This window comes from Streptomyces sp. CB02400, assembly GCF_001905725.1.
Taxonomy (GTDB): domain Bacteria; phylum Actinomycetota; class Actinomycetes; order Streptomycetales; family Streptomycetaceae; genus Streptomyces; species Streptomyces atrovirens.
Map to the genome: position 1 here is coordinate 293,275 of NZ_LIWB01000004.1, position 15,675 is coordinate 308,949.

Here is a 15,675-nt window from a genome sequence, read left to right on the forward strand (position 1 = left end):
GGTACCTTCCAAGGGTCCAGGGGGGACTTGATCGGGGGGTCAGGTGAGCAGTGGACGCATGCGTGTGCTGGGGCCCGGGGAGCTCGGCGAGGGGGAGCGGGAGCGCTGGCGGGAACTGCGCGCCGCGACGGACGCACCGCGCAACCCGTTCATGGAACCGGAGTTCAGCGTCGCCGTGGCCCGGGTGCGCCCGCGGGCCCGGGTCGCCGTGCTGTACGAGGGTGCGCAGCCGGTGGGTTTCCTGCCGTACGAGCGGGGTGCGCTGGGGCAGGGCCGGGCGATCGGGCTCGGGGTGTCGGACTGCCAGGGCGCGGTCCTGGGTCCCGGTGTCGCCCTGGAGACGGACGAACTGCTGCGGGGCTGCTCGGTGTCGAGCTTCGCCTTCGACAACCTGGAGGCGGACCAGGGGCTGTTCGTGCCGTACGCGGCCGAGGAGCACGCCACCTACGTCATCGACGTGGAGAAGGGCTACGAGACGTACGAGTCGGTGCTGCGCACCCAGTCGCCGAAGTTCCTGAAGACCACGCTGGCCAAGGAGCGCAGGCTGGGCCGCCAGGCCGGAGCCGTGCGGTTCGTCTTCGACGAGCGCGACCCGGCCGCGCTGCGCACGCTCATGGAGTGGAAGTCGGCGCAGTACCGCAGGACCGGGCGGCGCGACCGGTTCGCGCAGGAGTGGATCGCCCGGCTCGTGGGCCGGCTCGCCGGGACCCGCGCCGCCCAGTGCACGGGCACGCTGTCGGTCCTGTACGCAGGTGACCGCCCCGTCGCCGCGCACTTCGGGCTGCGCTCGGCGTCCGTCCTGGCCTGCTGGTTCCCGGCGTACGACCCGGAGTTCGCGAAGTACTCGCCGGGTCTGGTGCTGCATCTGCGGATGGCCGAGGCGGCGGCGGCCGAGGGCATCGGGATGCTCGACATGGGGCGCGGTCCGGCCGAGTACAAGGACTCGCTGAAGACCGGCGAACTCGCCGTCTACGAGGGGGCGGTGACCCGTCCGGGCGTGGGCGCCGCGCTGCACCGGCTGAGCCGCGAGCCCGCGCGCCGCGCGCACGGCTTCGTCCGCACCCGTCCGCGCCTGGCGGCGCTGGCGGCACGGACCCTGAAGGGCGCGGCACGGCTGCGCCGGTCGTGAGAAGGGGGAGGACGGGTGTCCCGAAGAGCACGTACGCAGGAGGAGATACGACGGTTCCTGGCCATCGGCGCGGTGCAGGTCGCCGAGATCGACCTGGACGGTGACGAGGCCGCGCCGAGACCCGGACCGGGCAGCCCACCGATCACCCACGGTGAGGTGTTCCTGCTGGTCAGACGGGCGGGCCGCCCGGTGGGGACGCTGCTGACCCGGGTACCGGAGGGCGCGGACCCGCAGGCGGCCCTGACGGAGGCCGCCTCCGCGGTGGCGGGGAAGGCCGTGGAGGTGACGGGCGGCGGGAAGCCGCCGTACGCCTCGGTCGTCGTGGCCACCAGGGAGCGGGCCGGACAGCTCGCCCGGGCGCTGGACTCGCTGCTCGCGCAGGAGCACCCGCGGTTCGAGGTGGTCGTCGTCGACAACGCGCCGGTGACCGACGAGACCCGTGAACTGGTGGAACGCAAGTACGGCGAGCGGGTGCGGTACGTGTGCGAGCCGGTGCCCGGACTCGCCGTCGCGCACAACAGGGGGCTGGCGGAGGCGCGGGGCGAGGTGATCGCGTTCACCGACGACGACGTGGTCGCCGATCCCCGCTGGCTCACCGAACTGACCGCCCCGTTCGCAGCCGACCCGCGGCTCGGCTGCGCCACCGGCCTGATCCTGCCCGCCCGGCTGCGCACCCCGGCCCAGGTCCTGCTGGAGAGCCACGGCGGCTTCGCGAAGGGCTTCACTCCGACGACGTACGACCCCCAGGACCCGCCCCGCGACGAGCCGCTGTTCCCCTTCACCGCGGGCCGCTTCGGCTCCGGCGCGAACATGGCCTTCCGTACGGAGGTGCTGCGTGCCGTCGGCGGCTTCGACCCGGCCACTGGCGCCGGAACACCCGCGCGGGGCGGCGACGACCTGTACGGCTTCGTCCGCGTCCTCGCCCAGGGGCACCGGCTGCGCTACACGCCGTACGCGCTGGTGTGGCACCACCACCGGGAGACCTGGGCCGACCTGGAGACCCAGGCGTACGGCTACGGCGCCGGCCTCACCGCCTACCTCACCGCGGTCCTGGTCAACCGGCCCGCGCTGCTGCCGGCGTTCCTCGCCCGGCTGCCGCGCGGTCTCGCGCACGCCCGCGCGCTGACCGAGGTGCGCGACACGGACGGCGACGGTGGTGCGCCGGGGGCGCACGACACCCGCACGCACCCCTGGCCACGCCGACTGTCGCGGCTGCAGCGCAGGGGAATGCTGTACGGGCCGCTCGGATACCTGCGGGCGCGGCGAGCACCGGGGAGGGGGAGGTGATGACCGCGGCCATACCCGTCTTCCTCTACCACGCCGTGATGGACGATCCGCCGGACTGGATCGCCGAGTTCACCGTCACGCCCAAGGAGTTCACGGCCCACCTCGACGCCGTCGTGGACAGCGGCCGCACACCCGTCACCATCAGCGTCCTCGCCGACCACCTCGCCGGGCGGGCCCCCTTGCCGCCCCGGCCGGTGCTGCTCACCTTCGACGACGGCTTCGCCGACCTGCCCGGCCCCACCGCCGATGCCCTGGCCGGGCGCGCGCTGCCCGCGACCGCGTACCTCACCACCGGCGCCATCGCCCCGGGCGGCCACAGTCTGCTGCCGCCCGCCCCGATGATGACCCTGGACCGGGCGGTGGAGCTGGAACGTTCCGGCATGGAGATCGGCAGCCACACGGTCACCCACGCCCAGCTCGACACCCTGACCACCCCACAGCTCCGCGCCGAACTGCTGGACTCCAAGGCCGTGCTGGAGGACACCCTCGGCCATCCCGTCCCCCACCTCGCCTATCCGCACGGCTACAACAGCCCCCGGGTGCGCGCCATGGCCGCCCGCGCCGGCTACCGGACGGCGACCGCCGTGCGGCACGCGCTCAGCTCGGAGCGGGACGAGCGCTACCGCATCGCCCGCCTGATCGTCCGGCGCGGCCACACCGTCGCCGACGTCGAGGCCTGGCTGGCGGGCGACGGCGCGCGGATCGCCCCGTACCGGGACGGCCCGAAGACCGTCGGCTGGCGGTGGTACCGCCGGACCCGCACCGTCCTACGGGGCCGGCCCGCGTTCGCCGGCTGAGGAGGGACGAGCGGACGTGATCACGGGACGGGTCGCGCGGGAGGTACCGGACAGCTTTCGCTTCGCAGGCGAGTCCGACGTTTTTGGTGTGAAAAGCAGAGGTAATTCCTATACTCGTTGCGGGGGAGGGGAGTCTCGGCGTGCAACAACATGTGCCCGTACCGACCACTGAGAGCAGCGCGCTGCCCAGCCCCGAGCCGGCCGGCGGCCCGACGGAGCCGGGAGGGAACTCCGGCGGTGGCCGCAGATCCTGGCCGGTCCCGAGCGGTCCGCCCGACGCCGGGCTGCTGACGCTGCTGCTCGCCGCCGGACTGTGGTTCTACGCGCTGCCCCGCATCGGCTTCCGGGAGATGGGCGACTACGGCCTGCTGGACCGCCTCCCGGCCGCCTACTACCTGTCGCTGCTGGTCCTCACCGCCGGCTTCGTCCTCAGCCTGCGGCGCGCGGGCACCGCGCCCTGGTGGCCGGCCGCGCACTGCGCCGCGCTGCTGTTCGCGCTCAAGGCGCCGCCGGCGATGCTGTACGACGCCGTGCGCTACCCGTGGGCCTCCAAGCACGACGCCGTCGTCGACACGATGCTCGCCAACGGTGAACTGCGGCCCGGCGCGGCGCTGTCCGGCAACATGTCCGCGTACGACCAGTGGCCGGGCTTCTTCACGCTCAACTCCGGGCTGGTGCGCGCCTTCGGCGTGGAGAGCGCCGCCGCGTACGCCAACTGGGCGCCGATCGTCTTCGGCCTGCTGATGATGCCGGTGCTCGTCCTGATCTACCGCACCTTCTGCCAGGACTGGCGGCTGGTGTGGACCGCCGTGTGGATCTTCCAGCTCGCCAACTGGGTGGGCCAGGACTACTTCGCCCCGCAAGGGCTCGCGTACCTGCTGCACCTGACGGTCATCGCGGTGGTGCTGCGTCACTTCGTGCGCCCCGGCTCCGCCGGGCGGCTGCGCGACCGCACCGTCCTCGACCCGGCCGCCGCCGGCGTGCCGGCGCCCACGGGCACCCGGCAGCGCGCGGTCTGCGTGGTGATCCTCGCCCCGCTGATCGCCGCGATCAACGCCACGCACCAGCTCACCCCGGTGATGCTCTGCATCTGCCTGTTCGCGCTCAGCCTCACGCGCCGCTACCGCAATCACGGGCTGCTGGCCGTCGCCGTGCTGCTGATGCTCACCTGGGACCTGACCATGGGGCGGCCGCTGTTCGTCGAGACGCTGTCCACGCTCAAGGAGTCGATAGGCGAACTGACGCAGAACTCCCGCGCGGGGTACGCGGGTGAACTGACCGGGCCCGGACCCGAACTCGCCGGGACCGCCAACGTGCTGATGGTGCTCGCGGTCGCCGCACTCGCCGGGATCGCCCTCGTGCTGCGGCGCCGGCTGGTCCGCAGCGCGCTGCCGCTGCTGCTGGTCTCCGCCGCCCCGGTTCCGCTCTTCGCCGTCAACGACTACGGCGGCGAGATGCTGTTCCGCGTCTACCTGTTCGGCCTGCCGGGCGCGGCGTTCTTCGCCGCCGCCGCGCTCGTGCCCGCCGCGGGCACCCGCAGCGGCCGGGCGCGGGCACTGCAGCGCGGAGCCGCGGCCGTCGCCCTGCCGGCCGTTCTGCTGGTGCTCCTGGCCGGCTTCCTGCCGTCGTACTACGGCAAGGAGAAGATGTACTACACACCGCCCGAGGAGACCGCGCTGGTCACCCGCGCCCTCGACAACGCCCCCGACGGCTCGCTGATCCTCTCCACCAGCGGTTCCTTCCCGCAGGCACTGCACCGGTACGACCGCCTGGAGCACTGGTTCTTCGCCGAGCAGGAACTGCCCGAGAACGAGCGGATGCTGAAGGACCCGGCCCGCTACCTCGCCGACGGGATCCCGCCGGGCACCAGGACGTACGTCGTCCTCACCCGCACCCAGGACGTCTACACCGCCGGCGAGGGCCTGCTGCCGGCCGGCGGCTTCGAGACGCTGCGCACGAGACTCTCCGCCTCACCTCTCTTCCGGACCGTCGAAAGCCATGCGTACGGGGTCGTGCTGGAGTACCGTCCGGCCGCCCGAGGAACGACCACAAGGTGATCGAAGTGACGTCGAAGGTCAGCCCATGAGCAGCATCGACTCCTCGCACTCCACCGACTCCACTGGTTCCACGGGCTCCTCCGGAGCCAGTGCGGCCCGTGGTCTCAGAAGCCCACGGGTGACCGAGACGCACGTCAGAGTCCTCATAGGCGCCTCGGGCTGGCTCGCGCTGGCCGCCACCGCCGTCCCCGGCCCCTCGCCGCTGCGCTGGATCCCGGTGCTGGTGTTCACCCTGTTCGGTCCGGGCTGGGCGGCGCTGTATCCGCAGCCGGGCGGGCTGGCCACCGGCGCCAGGCTGGAGGCCGTCGCGCTCGCCGCGCCGATCAGCCTGGCGCTCGGTGTGCTCACCGCCACCTCGCTGTTCCTGGTGGAGGGGTTCTCGGCGACCTCCTTCCTCGTCTCGCTCGCCGTCTTCACCACGGTCGTCGCGGCCCTGCCGGGGCTGCCGCTGCCCGCCGCCCGGCGCGGCGCGGTGGAGCGCGTCAGGCACAGGCCCGCGGACGGCGGTGGCACATGACAGGGCTGCACCGGCTGCGCGAGCCACACAAGCGGTCCAGGTGGCGCGGGCTGAAGGAGGCGGTGCGCGCGAGGCGCGGTTACACGGCGGTCGTCCTGGTGACGGTCGCCGCGCTGCTGACCGGGCTCGGATTCTGGGCCGGCCGCCCCGACGACATGGACCCCTCCGGTCAGGGCCTGCCCGGCAACGCGGCCTCCGGCGAACTGCCCACCGGCCCCTGCGCCCCCACCGGCACACTGGTTCCGCCCTGCGGCGCCTGGTGGGGGGCGTATGTGCCGTACGCGGCGAACGGCTCGCTCAAGGACGCCGTGCTCGGTTTCGAGGAGCGGATCGGCCGCAGGCTCGACCTCGTCTACAACTACCACGACATGTCGGGCACCGAGCTCGACGGACAACTGCTCACCCCCGACGAGCAGGAGCTCGGCAAGGACCGGCTGCTCATGCTGGCCTGGGAGTCCACCGTCTGGACCGAGCCGCACCACGAGAACTGGACGGAGACCCAGCTCGGCTGGAAGAACATCGCCTCGGGGAAGTACGACGAGGAGATCATCGACCCGCAGATCCGGCGCCTCAAGGCCTACGGCAAACGTGTCTTCTTCTCCTTCGACCAGGAGACCGACGCCCGCATCAAGGAGGGCGCCGGCACCCCGGAGGAGTTCGTCGCGGCGTACCGCCATCTCCACGACCGGTTCCGGGAACTGGGCGCCGACAACGTCGTGTGGGTGTGGACCGTCTCCGGTTACCTCGGCAGCGCGAAGGAGATGAAGGCCCTCTACCCCGGGGACGAGTACGTCGACTGGATCGCGATGGACCAGTACAACTACTACGGCTGCCACGACACCACCGACTGGAAGGACTTCCTGCGCAGCCAGCGGCCCAGTTACGAATGGCTGCGCGCGAACATCACCGACGACAAACCGGTGATGCTCGCGGAGTTCGCCACCGCGCCCGACACCGACGACCCGGGGCGCCAGCGCGACTGGTACACCGAGATCCCCGGCGCCGTGAAGAAGCTTCCTGAGGTGAAGGCCCTGGTGCACTGGAACCGGCCGACCTCGGAGAAGCCCGAGTGCGATCTGACCGTCAACGCCGGCCCGGGGCTGGAGGGCTACCGGGAAGCGGGGCGGAGCGAGTACTTCCAGCAGCCCGTGCCGCCCCGTTGAGCGGTGGCCGGTGCCCGGTCCGCCCGGCCGCTCAGTGGCCGGGCGGGCCGTTCCGTCCGCCGCGGAGCGCGAGCCGTGCCGCCGGCACCGCGCGGCTGAGCAGCAGCAGCCCGAGGAGCGCGACCAGCAGGGGCAGCGCGACCGGTGCGAGTGCCTCCCGGAACACCCAGCCGGCCACCCCGGCGAGATACAGCACGCCCCAGCGGGCCGGCCACGTCAGCCGCCCGCCCGCGCGTGCGAGCAGCAGCCACAGCGGTACGAGGCACAGCAGCTGGAACACCAAGGGGGCCCACCGCAGCACGGCACCGGGGCCATCGAGCCCCACCGCCTCCGCGAGGGAGCGGGCCGCGTCGGCGTACAGCGCCCCGTCCACCGGCTCGGGCCGCCGCCCGAGGGCGACGGGCGCGGTGTGCAGGGCGAGCAGGGCGGAGGTCAGCGAGAGGCCGGAGAGCCAGGGGACCGGCCGTCCGAACAAGGTCACCGAGGCGACGAAGACGAGGAGCAGCACTCCTCCCGTGGCCGACGCGGGCAACGGGAGGCCTTCCAGTACCTGACGTCCCGTGGGCTCGCCCGCGCCGTCGGACCAGGGGAGCCCGCGTATCGAGAACCAGAAGACGAGGGCCGCGAGCGCGAGCAGGGCCCACAGGATCCCGACGACCCGCCGGTCGGGGTCGGTGCCGGGTGCCGACGGCCCGGCGGGGTCCGGGTGGCCGGTCCGCGCCGAGGTACCGGCGGATGCCTCACCGGTCCGCGCCGAGGTACCGGCGGGCGCCTCACCGACCCACGCCGAGGTACCGGCGGATGCCTCACCGACCCACGCCGAGGTACCGGCGGGCGCCTCACCGACCCACGCCGAGGTACCGGCGGATGCCTCACCGACCCACGGCGTCCCGCTCGCCTCCGCCGGTGCCCGTCTCTCCCACGAGGCCACGGCCGGGGGTGCGCCGGCACCCCTCACGGGCGGAGGGGGCTGCTCTTCGCCGGCGTCCGGCCCCTCGTCGTCGGGCTTCCCGATGTGGTCCGACGTCGCGGCTCCCACCGGGTCCTCGCCCCGGTCCGGCTCCCCCCGCGCCGCCCGCGCCGCCCACGACGCCCCCGGCGCGTCCTTCCGGAGGCCGCTCTCCTCGTGAGGCGACCGCTCTTCGCCGTCGGCGTCGTCCCCCCGCTCGTCCGGGACCGGCGGCCGCACGATGAACGCCACCGTGTCCGCCTGGAGGGCCTCCCGCTCGTAGCCGGGGCGGCCGATGAACAGCGTGACGGTCTCCTCGTCGTCCTCGTCGCCCTCCGCGTCCTTGTGCTCGTACGCCGCCCGGCGCGCCCAGTTCGTGCCGTATCCGGCGGTGGCGTTGAGCCGGGCCCAGCGCGTGCCGTAGTCGGGGACGGCGGCGGACCGCTCCACGGGCCCGCCGGTCTTCTCGCGCAGCGCCGCACGCAGCCCGAACACCGAGACGACCGCGATCAGCGTCATGCTGACCAGCACCGCCCATCCGGCCCCCGCGATCCCCGCCGGGGTGAACAGCACGGCCGCACTGCCCAGCACCAGCGTGCACATCGCGCCCTGGAGCGCGGCGAGCACACCGGTGCGCCCCTGCACCCGCAGCACCCCGATGTACAGCTCCACGACCACGCGGGGCAGCGCGCCGAGCGCGAGCAGCCGCAGCACGGTCGAGCCGTGCTCGGCGTAGTCCGCGTCGAACGGCGTGAGGATCCGGGGCGCGAAGACGACCAGCACCGCGACCACCGGCACCAGCAGCAGCGTCATCCTGCGCAGCGCCCCGCGCACGCCCTCGGCGAGCTGACGCGGATCGTGCGAGGCGTGGGCGGTGAGCGACGAGGCCATGTTGATGGCCATGAACTCCATCGTGCCGCCGACGGTGTACGCCACGTAGAAGTAGCCGTTCTCCGCCGCGCTGAAGCGGACCGCGACCATCACGGGCAGCAGATTGATCATGGCGAGGCTGAACAGCGCGCCGAGCGAGTCGCCGGCCAGGAAGCGGCCCATGGAGCGCAGGCCGGGCGGTTCCACGTCGTGGTCGGCGGCGGCCTGGCGCGGGATGAGCCGGCGGAAGATCAGCCAGCCGAGCGGCAGGGTGGAGAACGCGATGGCCACGGCCCAGGACACGAAGATGCCCAGCACGGGCAGTGTGCTCGCGAAGACGGCCAGCAGGGCCAGTTTCCCGACGGAGAACACCGCGTTCCCGGCCGGCACCCACTCGGCCTTGCGCAGCCCCGTGAGCACGCCGTCCTGGAGGGTGAGCAGCGCCCACGCCACGCACGCCGCGACGAACAGCGCCCCGGCCAGTGGTGTGCCGAGGGGCGCGTAGGAGGGGCCCCACTGGTCGAGCGTGAGCAGGAAGACGCCCGCGGCCAGGGTGACGACCACCGAACTCGCCAGGTACACGCCCCACACCAGGCGCCCGGTCTCGCGGCCGGCCCGCGGTACGAAGCGGACCACGGCGCCGATCATCGTGGTCGCGGTGATGCTGGCGAGCAGCCGCATCGCGGCGATCGCGGCGGAGCCCTGGCCGACGGCGTCCTCGGAGTAGTAGCGGGCGGCCACGAGCCAGAACCCCAGGCCGAGGACGGCGGACACGCCCGTGCTGAGCATCAGGAAGTAGGCGTTCTTGAACAGGGAGTCGGAGCCGGACGGGCTCCCGGCGGGCCGGGACCCGCCGTCGGCGCGCGCCGCGGCGGGCTCGTGCACCTGGGTGTCAGTCACGGGCCGGCCCCGGCCCGTCGGCCGGTGTCCCCGGCCGTGTCAGGTCCTCCGGCGGTTCGGCCGGCCGCGCGCCGGACCGCTCCAGCACGTCGACGGCCTCCCTCGCCCGCAGCGGGTCCACCGGCAGCGCGTGCCGCGCGAACCAGCGGGCCGCCTCCGGCGCGGGCGACGGGTCCGTGAAGGCCTTCCCCGCGTAGTCGTCGAGGGGCGGGTCGTAGAGGTAGCCGACGACGATCCCGCGCCGGGCCAGTGCCGCGATCGCCGCGTCCCGGTCCGCCACCAGCAGCGGCACCCGGAACAGCGGCTGCGCCCGGCTCCCCTCCCCCGGCCGGGCCCACCGGGTCGACAGCAGCAGTTCGGTGCCGTCCCGGCAGGCCTGGAGCACCTCGTCCAGCCGTCCGAGCCTGCGCCGGATCCGCCGCAGCCGCAGCGGTCCCGACCGCAGGCGGTAGGTGTGCATGTCGACGCGGACCCAGGGGTCGTGCGCGGTCAGGTCCGGGGCCGCGCCGACGGCCGCGGCCAGCGCGTCCGGACGCAGCGGCATCCTGATCCCGTCGCGCTCCGTCAGCCCCAGCAGTCCCAGCGCCGCCCAGGCGGCCCGTCGCAGCCCCAGCCCCCGTACGGCGGCCTCGGCGTACGGCCGTAAGGCATAGGCGAGTTCGGACGCCGCCCTGGGCGGGGCGAGCAGCTCGTCACAGCCGGCCCGCATGGTCTCAGCCAGGCTCGGGTCGGCGAGCGAGAGCATGCCGCCCGCCTGGGCGCCGGCATGCTTGGAAAGGCTGAAAACGGAGGCCTCGCCCCAGGCGCCGACCGGCCGCCCGCCGACCTCGCTGCCGATCGCGTGCGCCCCGTCCTCCAGCAGCGGAATGCCCAACGCGTCGCAACGCGCCCGCAGTTCCGGCGCCGGGTCCGGGTTTCCGTACAGGTTCGTCGTCAGCACGGCGGACAGCGAGCCCCACGTCTCCTCGGGCACGGCGTCGATGTCGATGGACCCGTCGAACGGGTTCAACGGCGCCTGCACCGGCCGCAGTCCCGCCGCCAGCACCACGAAGAAGATCACGTCGTCGTTGACCGGCGACATCAGCACCCTGCCGCCCGGCGGGCACCAGTGGCGCAACGCCACGAACAGCCCGAACCTGCATGACGGCACGTACACGCATTCCCGGCCGAGCCGGCCGCGCATGGTCTCTTCCAGCCGTTTCGACTGCGATCCCGAGCGCGCCGAGCGCGGTCCGGCCTCCCCAATGGCCATCCGCCCCCCAGTGTGCCTTCGGAAACGCCCCCTCCCCGAGGCCTTCCGGCACCCGCCCAGAGTCGCCCCGTTCGCACCGCTCCGTCAAGATTGCCTCCCCTCCTGTGGATAACTTCCGGTACGCAAGGGAAAGCGGGGGGCGCCACCACGTCGGCTCTGCCCAAGACCGCCGTGTCACCCGTAACGTGTGGCACGGCCACGGACACGTGGAGCACCTGCGCACACGAAAGCGAGGCAGCACCCGATGCCCCCCTTCGATGTCCCCGAGGGCGATCCCTTCGGCCCGCACAACCTGCCGTACGGCGTCTTCTCGCCCCCCGGCTCGTCGGAGCGGACCGTGGGCGTCCGGCTCGGCGACCACGTCCTCGACGCCGGCGCGGCGGCGCACGCCCTGGGCTCGCCGTACGCCTCCCTGCTCGCCCGTCAGACCCTCAACCCGCTGCTGGCGGCGGGCCGCACGGCCTGGTCGGACGTGCGGCGGGCGCTCACGGCGTGGGTGACCGTCCCGGCGCACCGGGAGACCGTCGAGCCGCTGTTCCACCCGCTGTCCGAGGTGACCCTGCACCTCCCCTTCGAGGTCGCGGACTACGTCGACTTCTACGCCTCCGAGAACCACGCCCGGAACGTCGGCAGGATGTTCCGCCCCGACGCCGCCGACTCCCTGACCCCCAACTGGAAGCACCTGCCGATCGGCTACCACGGCCGCGCCGGCACGGTCGTGGTGTCCGGCACCGACGTCGTACGCCCCTCGGGCCAGCGCAAAGCGCCCACGGACGCCGTCCCGGTCTACGGGCCGTCCGTCCGGCTGGACATCGAGGCCGAGGTCGGCTTCGTGGTCGGCGTGCCGTCCGAGCTGGGCCGGCCGGTGCCGCTCGGCGACTTCCGCGACCACGTCTTCGGCCTCTGCCTCCTCAACGACTGGTCCGCCCGCGACGTCCAGGCCTGGGAGTACGTCCCCCTCGGCCCGTTCCTCGGCAAGTCCTTCACCACCTCGGTGTCGGCCTGGATCACCCCGCTGGACGCCCTGGACGAGGCCCGCGTCGCGCCGCCGGAGCGCACGCACGAACTGCTGCCCTACCTGGACGACGCGGCCGAGGAACCCGGCGGCTACGACCTGCGGATCACCGTCACCGTCAACGGTCATGTCGTCTCCGAACCCCCCTTCTCCACCATGTACTGGACGGCCGCCCAGCAGCTCGCCCACATGACCGTCAACGGCGCCTCCCTGCGCACCGGCGACCTGTACGGCTCCGGCACGGTGAGCGGCCCCGCCGAGCGGGAACGCGGGTCGCTGCTGGAACTGACCTGGAACGGCCGCGACCCCCTCGAACTCCCCGACGGCAAGCGGACGTTCCTGGAGGACGGTGACGTGGTGACGCTGTCGGCCTGGGCGCCGGGCCCGGACGGCGTCCGCGTGGGCCTCGGCGAGGTCACGGGACGGGTGGTCCCCACGGTCTGACCCGCCCGGCCCTCACCGATCTTCGACGACCCCTGACTCACACCGCCCTTCGCCGTCATACTTGGCGTCGGGTGGTGTGTGCGTTCGCGCCGCGCTCCCTTCGTACTTCCCGCACGCCCCCAGCACGACCCGAAGCCGCCCTCTTCCGACAGGATCCGGAGCCCGTGGCATGACCGTCTGCCTGCTCCTGCTGAGCGTTGTCGCCGTGACGGCCGCCGTGCCCGTCCCCCGGGCGCTGACCCGGGCGAAATGGCCGGAACGGGAACCGGTGGTCGCCCTGTGGGTGTGGCAGTGCCTGGTCGCCACCGTCCTGCTGTGCTGCGTCACGGCGCTCGCCCTGGGCGCCGCCGCCGTCTTCGGCACCGTCCGCGCCCAGCTCTTCGCCCCGGCCCCGCCCGCGGTCACCGCGGCGTACGACCTGTCCGCCGCCTCGCCCTGGACCATCGCCCTCACCGTGCTGCTGGCGTCCGGGGCGGCCTGGACGACGGCCATGCTCGGGCGGGAGCTGGTCGAGGCCCGCCGCCGGCGCGCCCGGTCCCGGGCGCATCTGCGGGAACGCGCCCCCGACCTGCCCGCCGGACTCCCCGAGGCCCGCGGTCCCCTGCTGGTGCTGGAGGACGAGTACCCCGACGCCTGGTGGATGCCGGGCAGCCCGCCCCAGCTCATCGTCACCACCGGCGCCCTGCAGCGGCTCACCGACCACCAGCTCGACGCCGTCCTCACCCACGAGCGGGGCCACGCCCGCGCCCGCCACGACTGGCTGCTGCACCTGTCCACCGCGCTGGCCACCGGTTTCCCCCGCATCCCGCTGTTCGCGCACTTCTGCGACCAGACCCACCGCCTGGTAGAACTGTCCGCCGACGACACGGCCTCCCGCCGCTGCGGCCACCTGACCACGGCGCTGGCGCTGATCGAGCTCAACCAGCACCGGGGCGTCCTCTCCTGCGCCTCCAGCCACCGCCTCCTCGGCGAACGCGTCGACCGCCTCCTGGAACCCCCACCCCGCCTCGACCGCCACCACCGCGCCCTCACGACGGCCGCGGCCGCCCTGGTCCCCCTCGTCCCCCTCCTGATCACCTTCGCGCCGGGCCTGACGGCCCTGCCGTAGCCCAGACGCCCCATGCGGGCAGTCGTGCCGCAGGGCGGCACGGGTGGGCGCACCGGCACCCCGCAAGCGCCGGGCTGCGCGACACCCCCGCCCAGCCCGATCACGCGGCGCTCATGTCCAGTCGGGCTCCGGCTCGGCGTCCACGTCGGGCCAGTCGTCCGGGCCGCCGGGGTCCTCGGCCCCGGCACCGGCGCCGGCGTCCCCCGGCGCCGTCAGCCCGGCCAGCACCGCCACCACCCCCTCCCCGTACGTCGCCAGCTTCTTCTCCCCCACCCCGCTGATCCCACCGAGCTCGCCCACCGACGTCGGCCACACCGTGGCGATCTCCCGCAGCGTGGCGTCGTGGAAGATGACATACGCCGGAACCCCCTGCTCCCGCGCCTGCTCCGCACGCCAGGCGCGCAGCGCCTCGAACGCGGGGACGAGCTCCGAGGGCAGCTCGGCAGCGGCGGCCTTGGCCTTGCGCTCCCCCCGCCCCGAACCCGAGCCACCCGACCGGGAGGTCACCGGCTTCTTCGGCTCCTTGCGCAGCGGCACCTCCCGCTCCCGCCGCAGCACCGCCCCGCTCGCCTCGGTCAGCACCAGCGTGCCGTACTCCCCCTCGACGGCGAGCAGCCCCTGGGCGAGCAACTGGCGCACCACGCCCCGCCATTCCGCCTCGGTCAGCTCCTCGCCGATGCCGAACACGGAGAGCTGGTCGTGGTCGAACTGGATGACCTTGGCCGTGCGCCGCCCCAGCAGGATGTCGACGATCTGCACCGCGCCGAACTTCTGCCCGCGCTCCCGCTGCAGCCGCACCACCGTGGACAGCACCTTCTGCGCCGCGACGGTCCCGTTCCAGGTCTCCGGCGGGGTGAGGCAGGTGTCGCAGTTGCCGCAGCCCGCCGGGTCGGGGTCCTGGCCGAAGTAGGCGAGGAGCTGGCCGCGCCGGCACCGGACGGTCTCGCACAGACCGAGCATCGCGTCCAGGTGCTGGCCCGCCCGCCGCCGGAACGCCTCGTCGCCCTCACCGGACTGGATCAGCTTGCGCTGCTGTATGACGTCGTTGAGCCCGTACGCCATCCAGGCCGTGGACGGCAGCCCGTCGCGCCCCGCGCGGCCCGTCTCCTGGTAGTAGCCCTCGACGGACTTGGGCAGGTCCAGGTGGGCGACGAAGCGGACGTCCGGCTTGTCGATGCCCATGCCGAACGCGATGGTCGCCACCACGACCAGGCCCTCCTCCCGCAGGAACCGCGCCTGGTGCGCGGCGCGCGTCCCCGCGTCGAGGCCCGCGTGGTACGGCACCGCCTCGACGCCGTTGCGGGAGAGGAACTCGGCGGTCTTCTCCACCGAGTTGCGCGACAGGCAGTAGACGATGCCCGCGTCCCCGGCGTGCTCCCCGCGCAGGAAGCTCAGGAGCTGCTTCTTGGGGTCCGCCTTGGGCACGATCCGGTACTGGATGTTGGGCCGGTCGAAGCTCGCCACGAAGTGCCGGGCGTCCGGCATGCCGAGACGCTCGGTGATCTCCCGGTGCGTGGCGTGCGTGGCCGTCGCCGTGAGCGCGATGCGGGGCACGTCCGGCCACCGCCGGCCGAGCAGCGACAGCATGAGGTAGTCCGGCCGGAAGTCGTGCCCCCACTGGGACACGCAGTGCGCCTCGTCGATCGCGAAGACGGAGATCTTGCCGCGCGAGAGCAGGTCCTGTGTGCTGTCCAGCCGCAGCCGCTCCGGTGCGAGGTACAGCAGGTCCAGCTCGCCGGCGAGGAACTCCGCCTCGACGACGCGCCGCTCGTCGAAGTCCTGCGTGGAGTTCATGAACCCGGCCCGCACGCCCAGCGCCCGCAGCGCGTCCACCTGGTCCTGCATCAGCGCGATGAGCGGGGAGACGACGACTCCCGTACCCGGCCTGACCAGGGCCGGAATCTGGTAGCAGAGCGACTTTCCGCCACCGGTCGGCATGAGCACGACGGCGTCGCCGCCCGTGATCACATGCTCGATGACCGCTTCCTGCTCACCACGGAAGGCGTCGTACCCGAACACCCGGTGCAGCGCGGCCAGCGCCTCGCTCTCCGTCACTGCCATCCCGCCACTACCGTCCGTCACCGTGCCCCCGTAAGCCGTCCCTCGACCACTGCCTCCACGATAGGGGTCCGCACCGACAGCCCCGGAGTTATCCACAGGCCGCTCACCCGACGACTTCGGCCCGGC

Annotated in this window: 11 protein-coding genes; 8 read left to right on the forward strand and 3 right to left on the reverse strand. The window is 73.4% G+C overall.

What is annotated here, in order from left to right; all coding sequences use genetic code 11:
- The first annotated feature begins 58 nt into the window (after positions 1-58).
- The 6 genes from AMK33_RS12355 to AMK33_RS12380 all read left to right on the forward strand — a co-directional run bounded on the left by AMK33_RS12355 (position 59) and on the right by AMK33_RS12380 (position 6,950).
- Positions 59-1,129 carry a GNAT family N-acetyltransferase gene (locus tag AMK33_RS12355; RefSeq protein WP_073932831.1) on the forward strand — a complete coding sequence of 357 codons (1,071 nt, stop codon included), beginning with the start codon at positions 59-61 and terminating at the stop codon, positions 1,127-1,129.
- A 15-nt stretch (positions 1,130-1,144) separates the two neighbouring features.
- Complete coding sequence (locus AMK33_RS12360) at positions 1,145-2,416, forward strand: glycosyltransferase (RefSeq protein ID WP_073932832.1); 1,272 nt, start codon at positions 1,145-1,147, stop codon at positions 2,414-2,416.
- Positions 2,416-3,213, forward strand: coding sequence for a polysaccharide deacetylase family protein (locus tag AMK33_RS12365; RefSeq protein ID WP_073932833.1), 798 nt, complete (start codon positions 2,416-2,418; stop codon positions 3,211-3,213). The genes AMK33_RS12360 and AMK33_RS12365 overlap by 1 nt, the downstream gene beginning before the upstream one ends.
- Positions 3,214-3,353: 140 nt before the next feature.
- Complete coding sequence (locus AMK33_RS12370; protein WP_235618065.1) at positions 3,354-5,270, forward strand: hypothetical protein; 1,917 nt, start codon at positions 3,354-3,356, stop codon at positions 5,268-5,270.
- Between the two features lie 25 nt (positions 5,271-5,295).
- A complete protein-coding gene (locus AMK33_RS12375; RefSeq protein WP_235618067.1) occupies positions 5,296-5,787 on the forward strand; it encodes a DUF1616 domain-containing protein in 492 nt (163 codons plus the stop codon).
- Complete coding sequence (locus AMK33_RS12380) at positions 5,784-6,950, forward strand: glycoside hydrolase family 26 protein (RefSeq protein WP_107425093.1); 1,167 nt, start codon at positions 5,784-5,786, stop codon at positions 6,948-6,950. Before AMK33_RS12375 ends, AMK33_RS12380 begins: the two co-directional genes overlap by 4 nt.
- A gap of 31 nt (positions 6,951-6,981) precedes the next feature.
- Here AMK33_RS12380 and AMK33_RS43765 read toward each other — a convergent pair whose 3' ends face one another.
- Positions 6,982-9,669: a lipopolysaccharide biosynthesis protein gene (locus tag AMK33_RS43765; RefSeq protein ID WP_235618069.1), complete on the reverse strand. Its 2,688-nt coding sequence runs from the start codon at positions 9,667-9,669 to the stop codon at positions 6,982-6,984.
- Positions 9,662-10,921 carry a DegT/DnrJ/EryC1/StrS family aminotransferase gene (locus AMK33_RS12390; RefSeq protein ID WP_073932837.1) on the reverse strand — a complete coding sequence of 420 codons (1,260 nt, stop codon included), beginning with the start codon at positions 10,919-10,921 and terminating at the stop codon, positions 9,662-9,664. The genes AMK33_RS43765 and AMK33_RS12390 overlap by 8 nt, the downstream gene beginning before the upstream one ends.
- Positions 10,922-11,165: 244 nt before the next feature.
- On the opposite strand from AMK33_RS12390, the gene fahA reads away from it, so the two are divergent.
- Together fahA and AMK33_RS12400 are read left to right on the forward strand one after the other, a co-directional pair.
- The gene (gene fahA, locus AMK33_RS12395; RefSeq protein WP_073932838.1) at positions 11,166-12,380 is read left to right on the forward strand and encodes a fumarylacetoacetase; all 1,215 of its coding nucleotides are present in this window, start codon (positions 11,166-11,168) and stop codon (positions 12,378-12,380) included.
- 169 nt (positions 12,381-12,549) lie between these two features.
- On the forward strand, positions 12,550-13,488 hold the full coding sequence (locus AMK33_RS12400; protein ID WP_073932839.1) for a M56 family metallopeptidase: 939 nt from the start codon (positions 12,550-12,552) through the stop codon (positions 13,486-13,488).
- A 111-nt stretch (positions 13,489-13,599) separates the two neighbouring features.
- Here the strand turns inward: AMK33_RS12400 and recQ are convergent, their stop codons facing one another.
- A complete protein-coding gene (recQ, locus tag AMK33_RS12405) occupies positions 13,600-15,549 on the reverse strand; it encodes a DNA helicase RecQ (RefSeq protein ID WP_073932840.1) in 1,950 nt (649 codons plus the stop codon).
- Positions 15,550-15,675: the final 126 nt, after the last annotated feature.

Bases quoted from the DNA above. Each gene is read 5' to 3' on its own strand.
- AMK33_RS12355 (WP_073932831.1), top strand. From the start codon at position 59: ATGCGTGTGCTGGGGCCCGGGGAGCTCGGCGAGGGGGAGCGGGAGCGC.
- AMK33_RS12400 (WP_073932839.1), top strand. From the start codon at position 12,550: ATGACCGTCTGCCTGCTCCTGCTGAGCGTTGTCGCCGTGACGGCCGCC.
- fahA (WP_073932838.1), top strand. From the start codon at position 11,166: ATGCCCCCCTTCGATGTCCCCGAGGGCGATCCCTTCGGCCCGCACAAC.
- AMK33_RS12390 (WP_073932837.1), bottom strand. From the start codon at position 10,921: ATGGCCATTGGGGAGGCCGGACCGCGCTCGGCGCGCTCGGGATCGCAG.
- AMK33_RS12365 (WP_073932833.1), top strand. From the start codon at position 2,416: ATGACCGCGGCCATACCCGTCTTCCTCTACCACGCCGTGATGGACGAT.
- AMK33_RS12380 (WP_107425093.1), top strand. From the start codon at position 5,784: ATGACAGGGCTGCACCGGCTGCGCGAGCCACACAAGCGGTCCAGGTGG.
- recQ (WP_073932840.1), bottom strand. From the start codon at position 15,549: ATGGCAGTGACGGAGAGCGAGGCGCTGGCCGCGCTGCACCGGGTGTTC.
- AMK33_RS12375 (WP_235618067.1), top strand. From the start codon at position 5,296: ATGAGCAGCATCGACTCCTCGCACTCCACCGACTCCACTGGTTCCACG.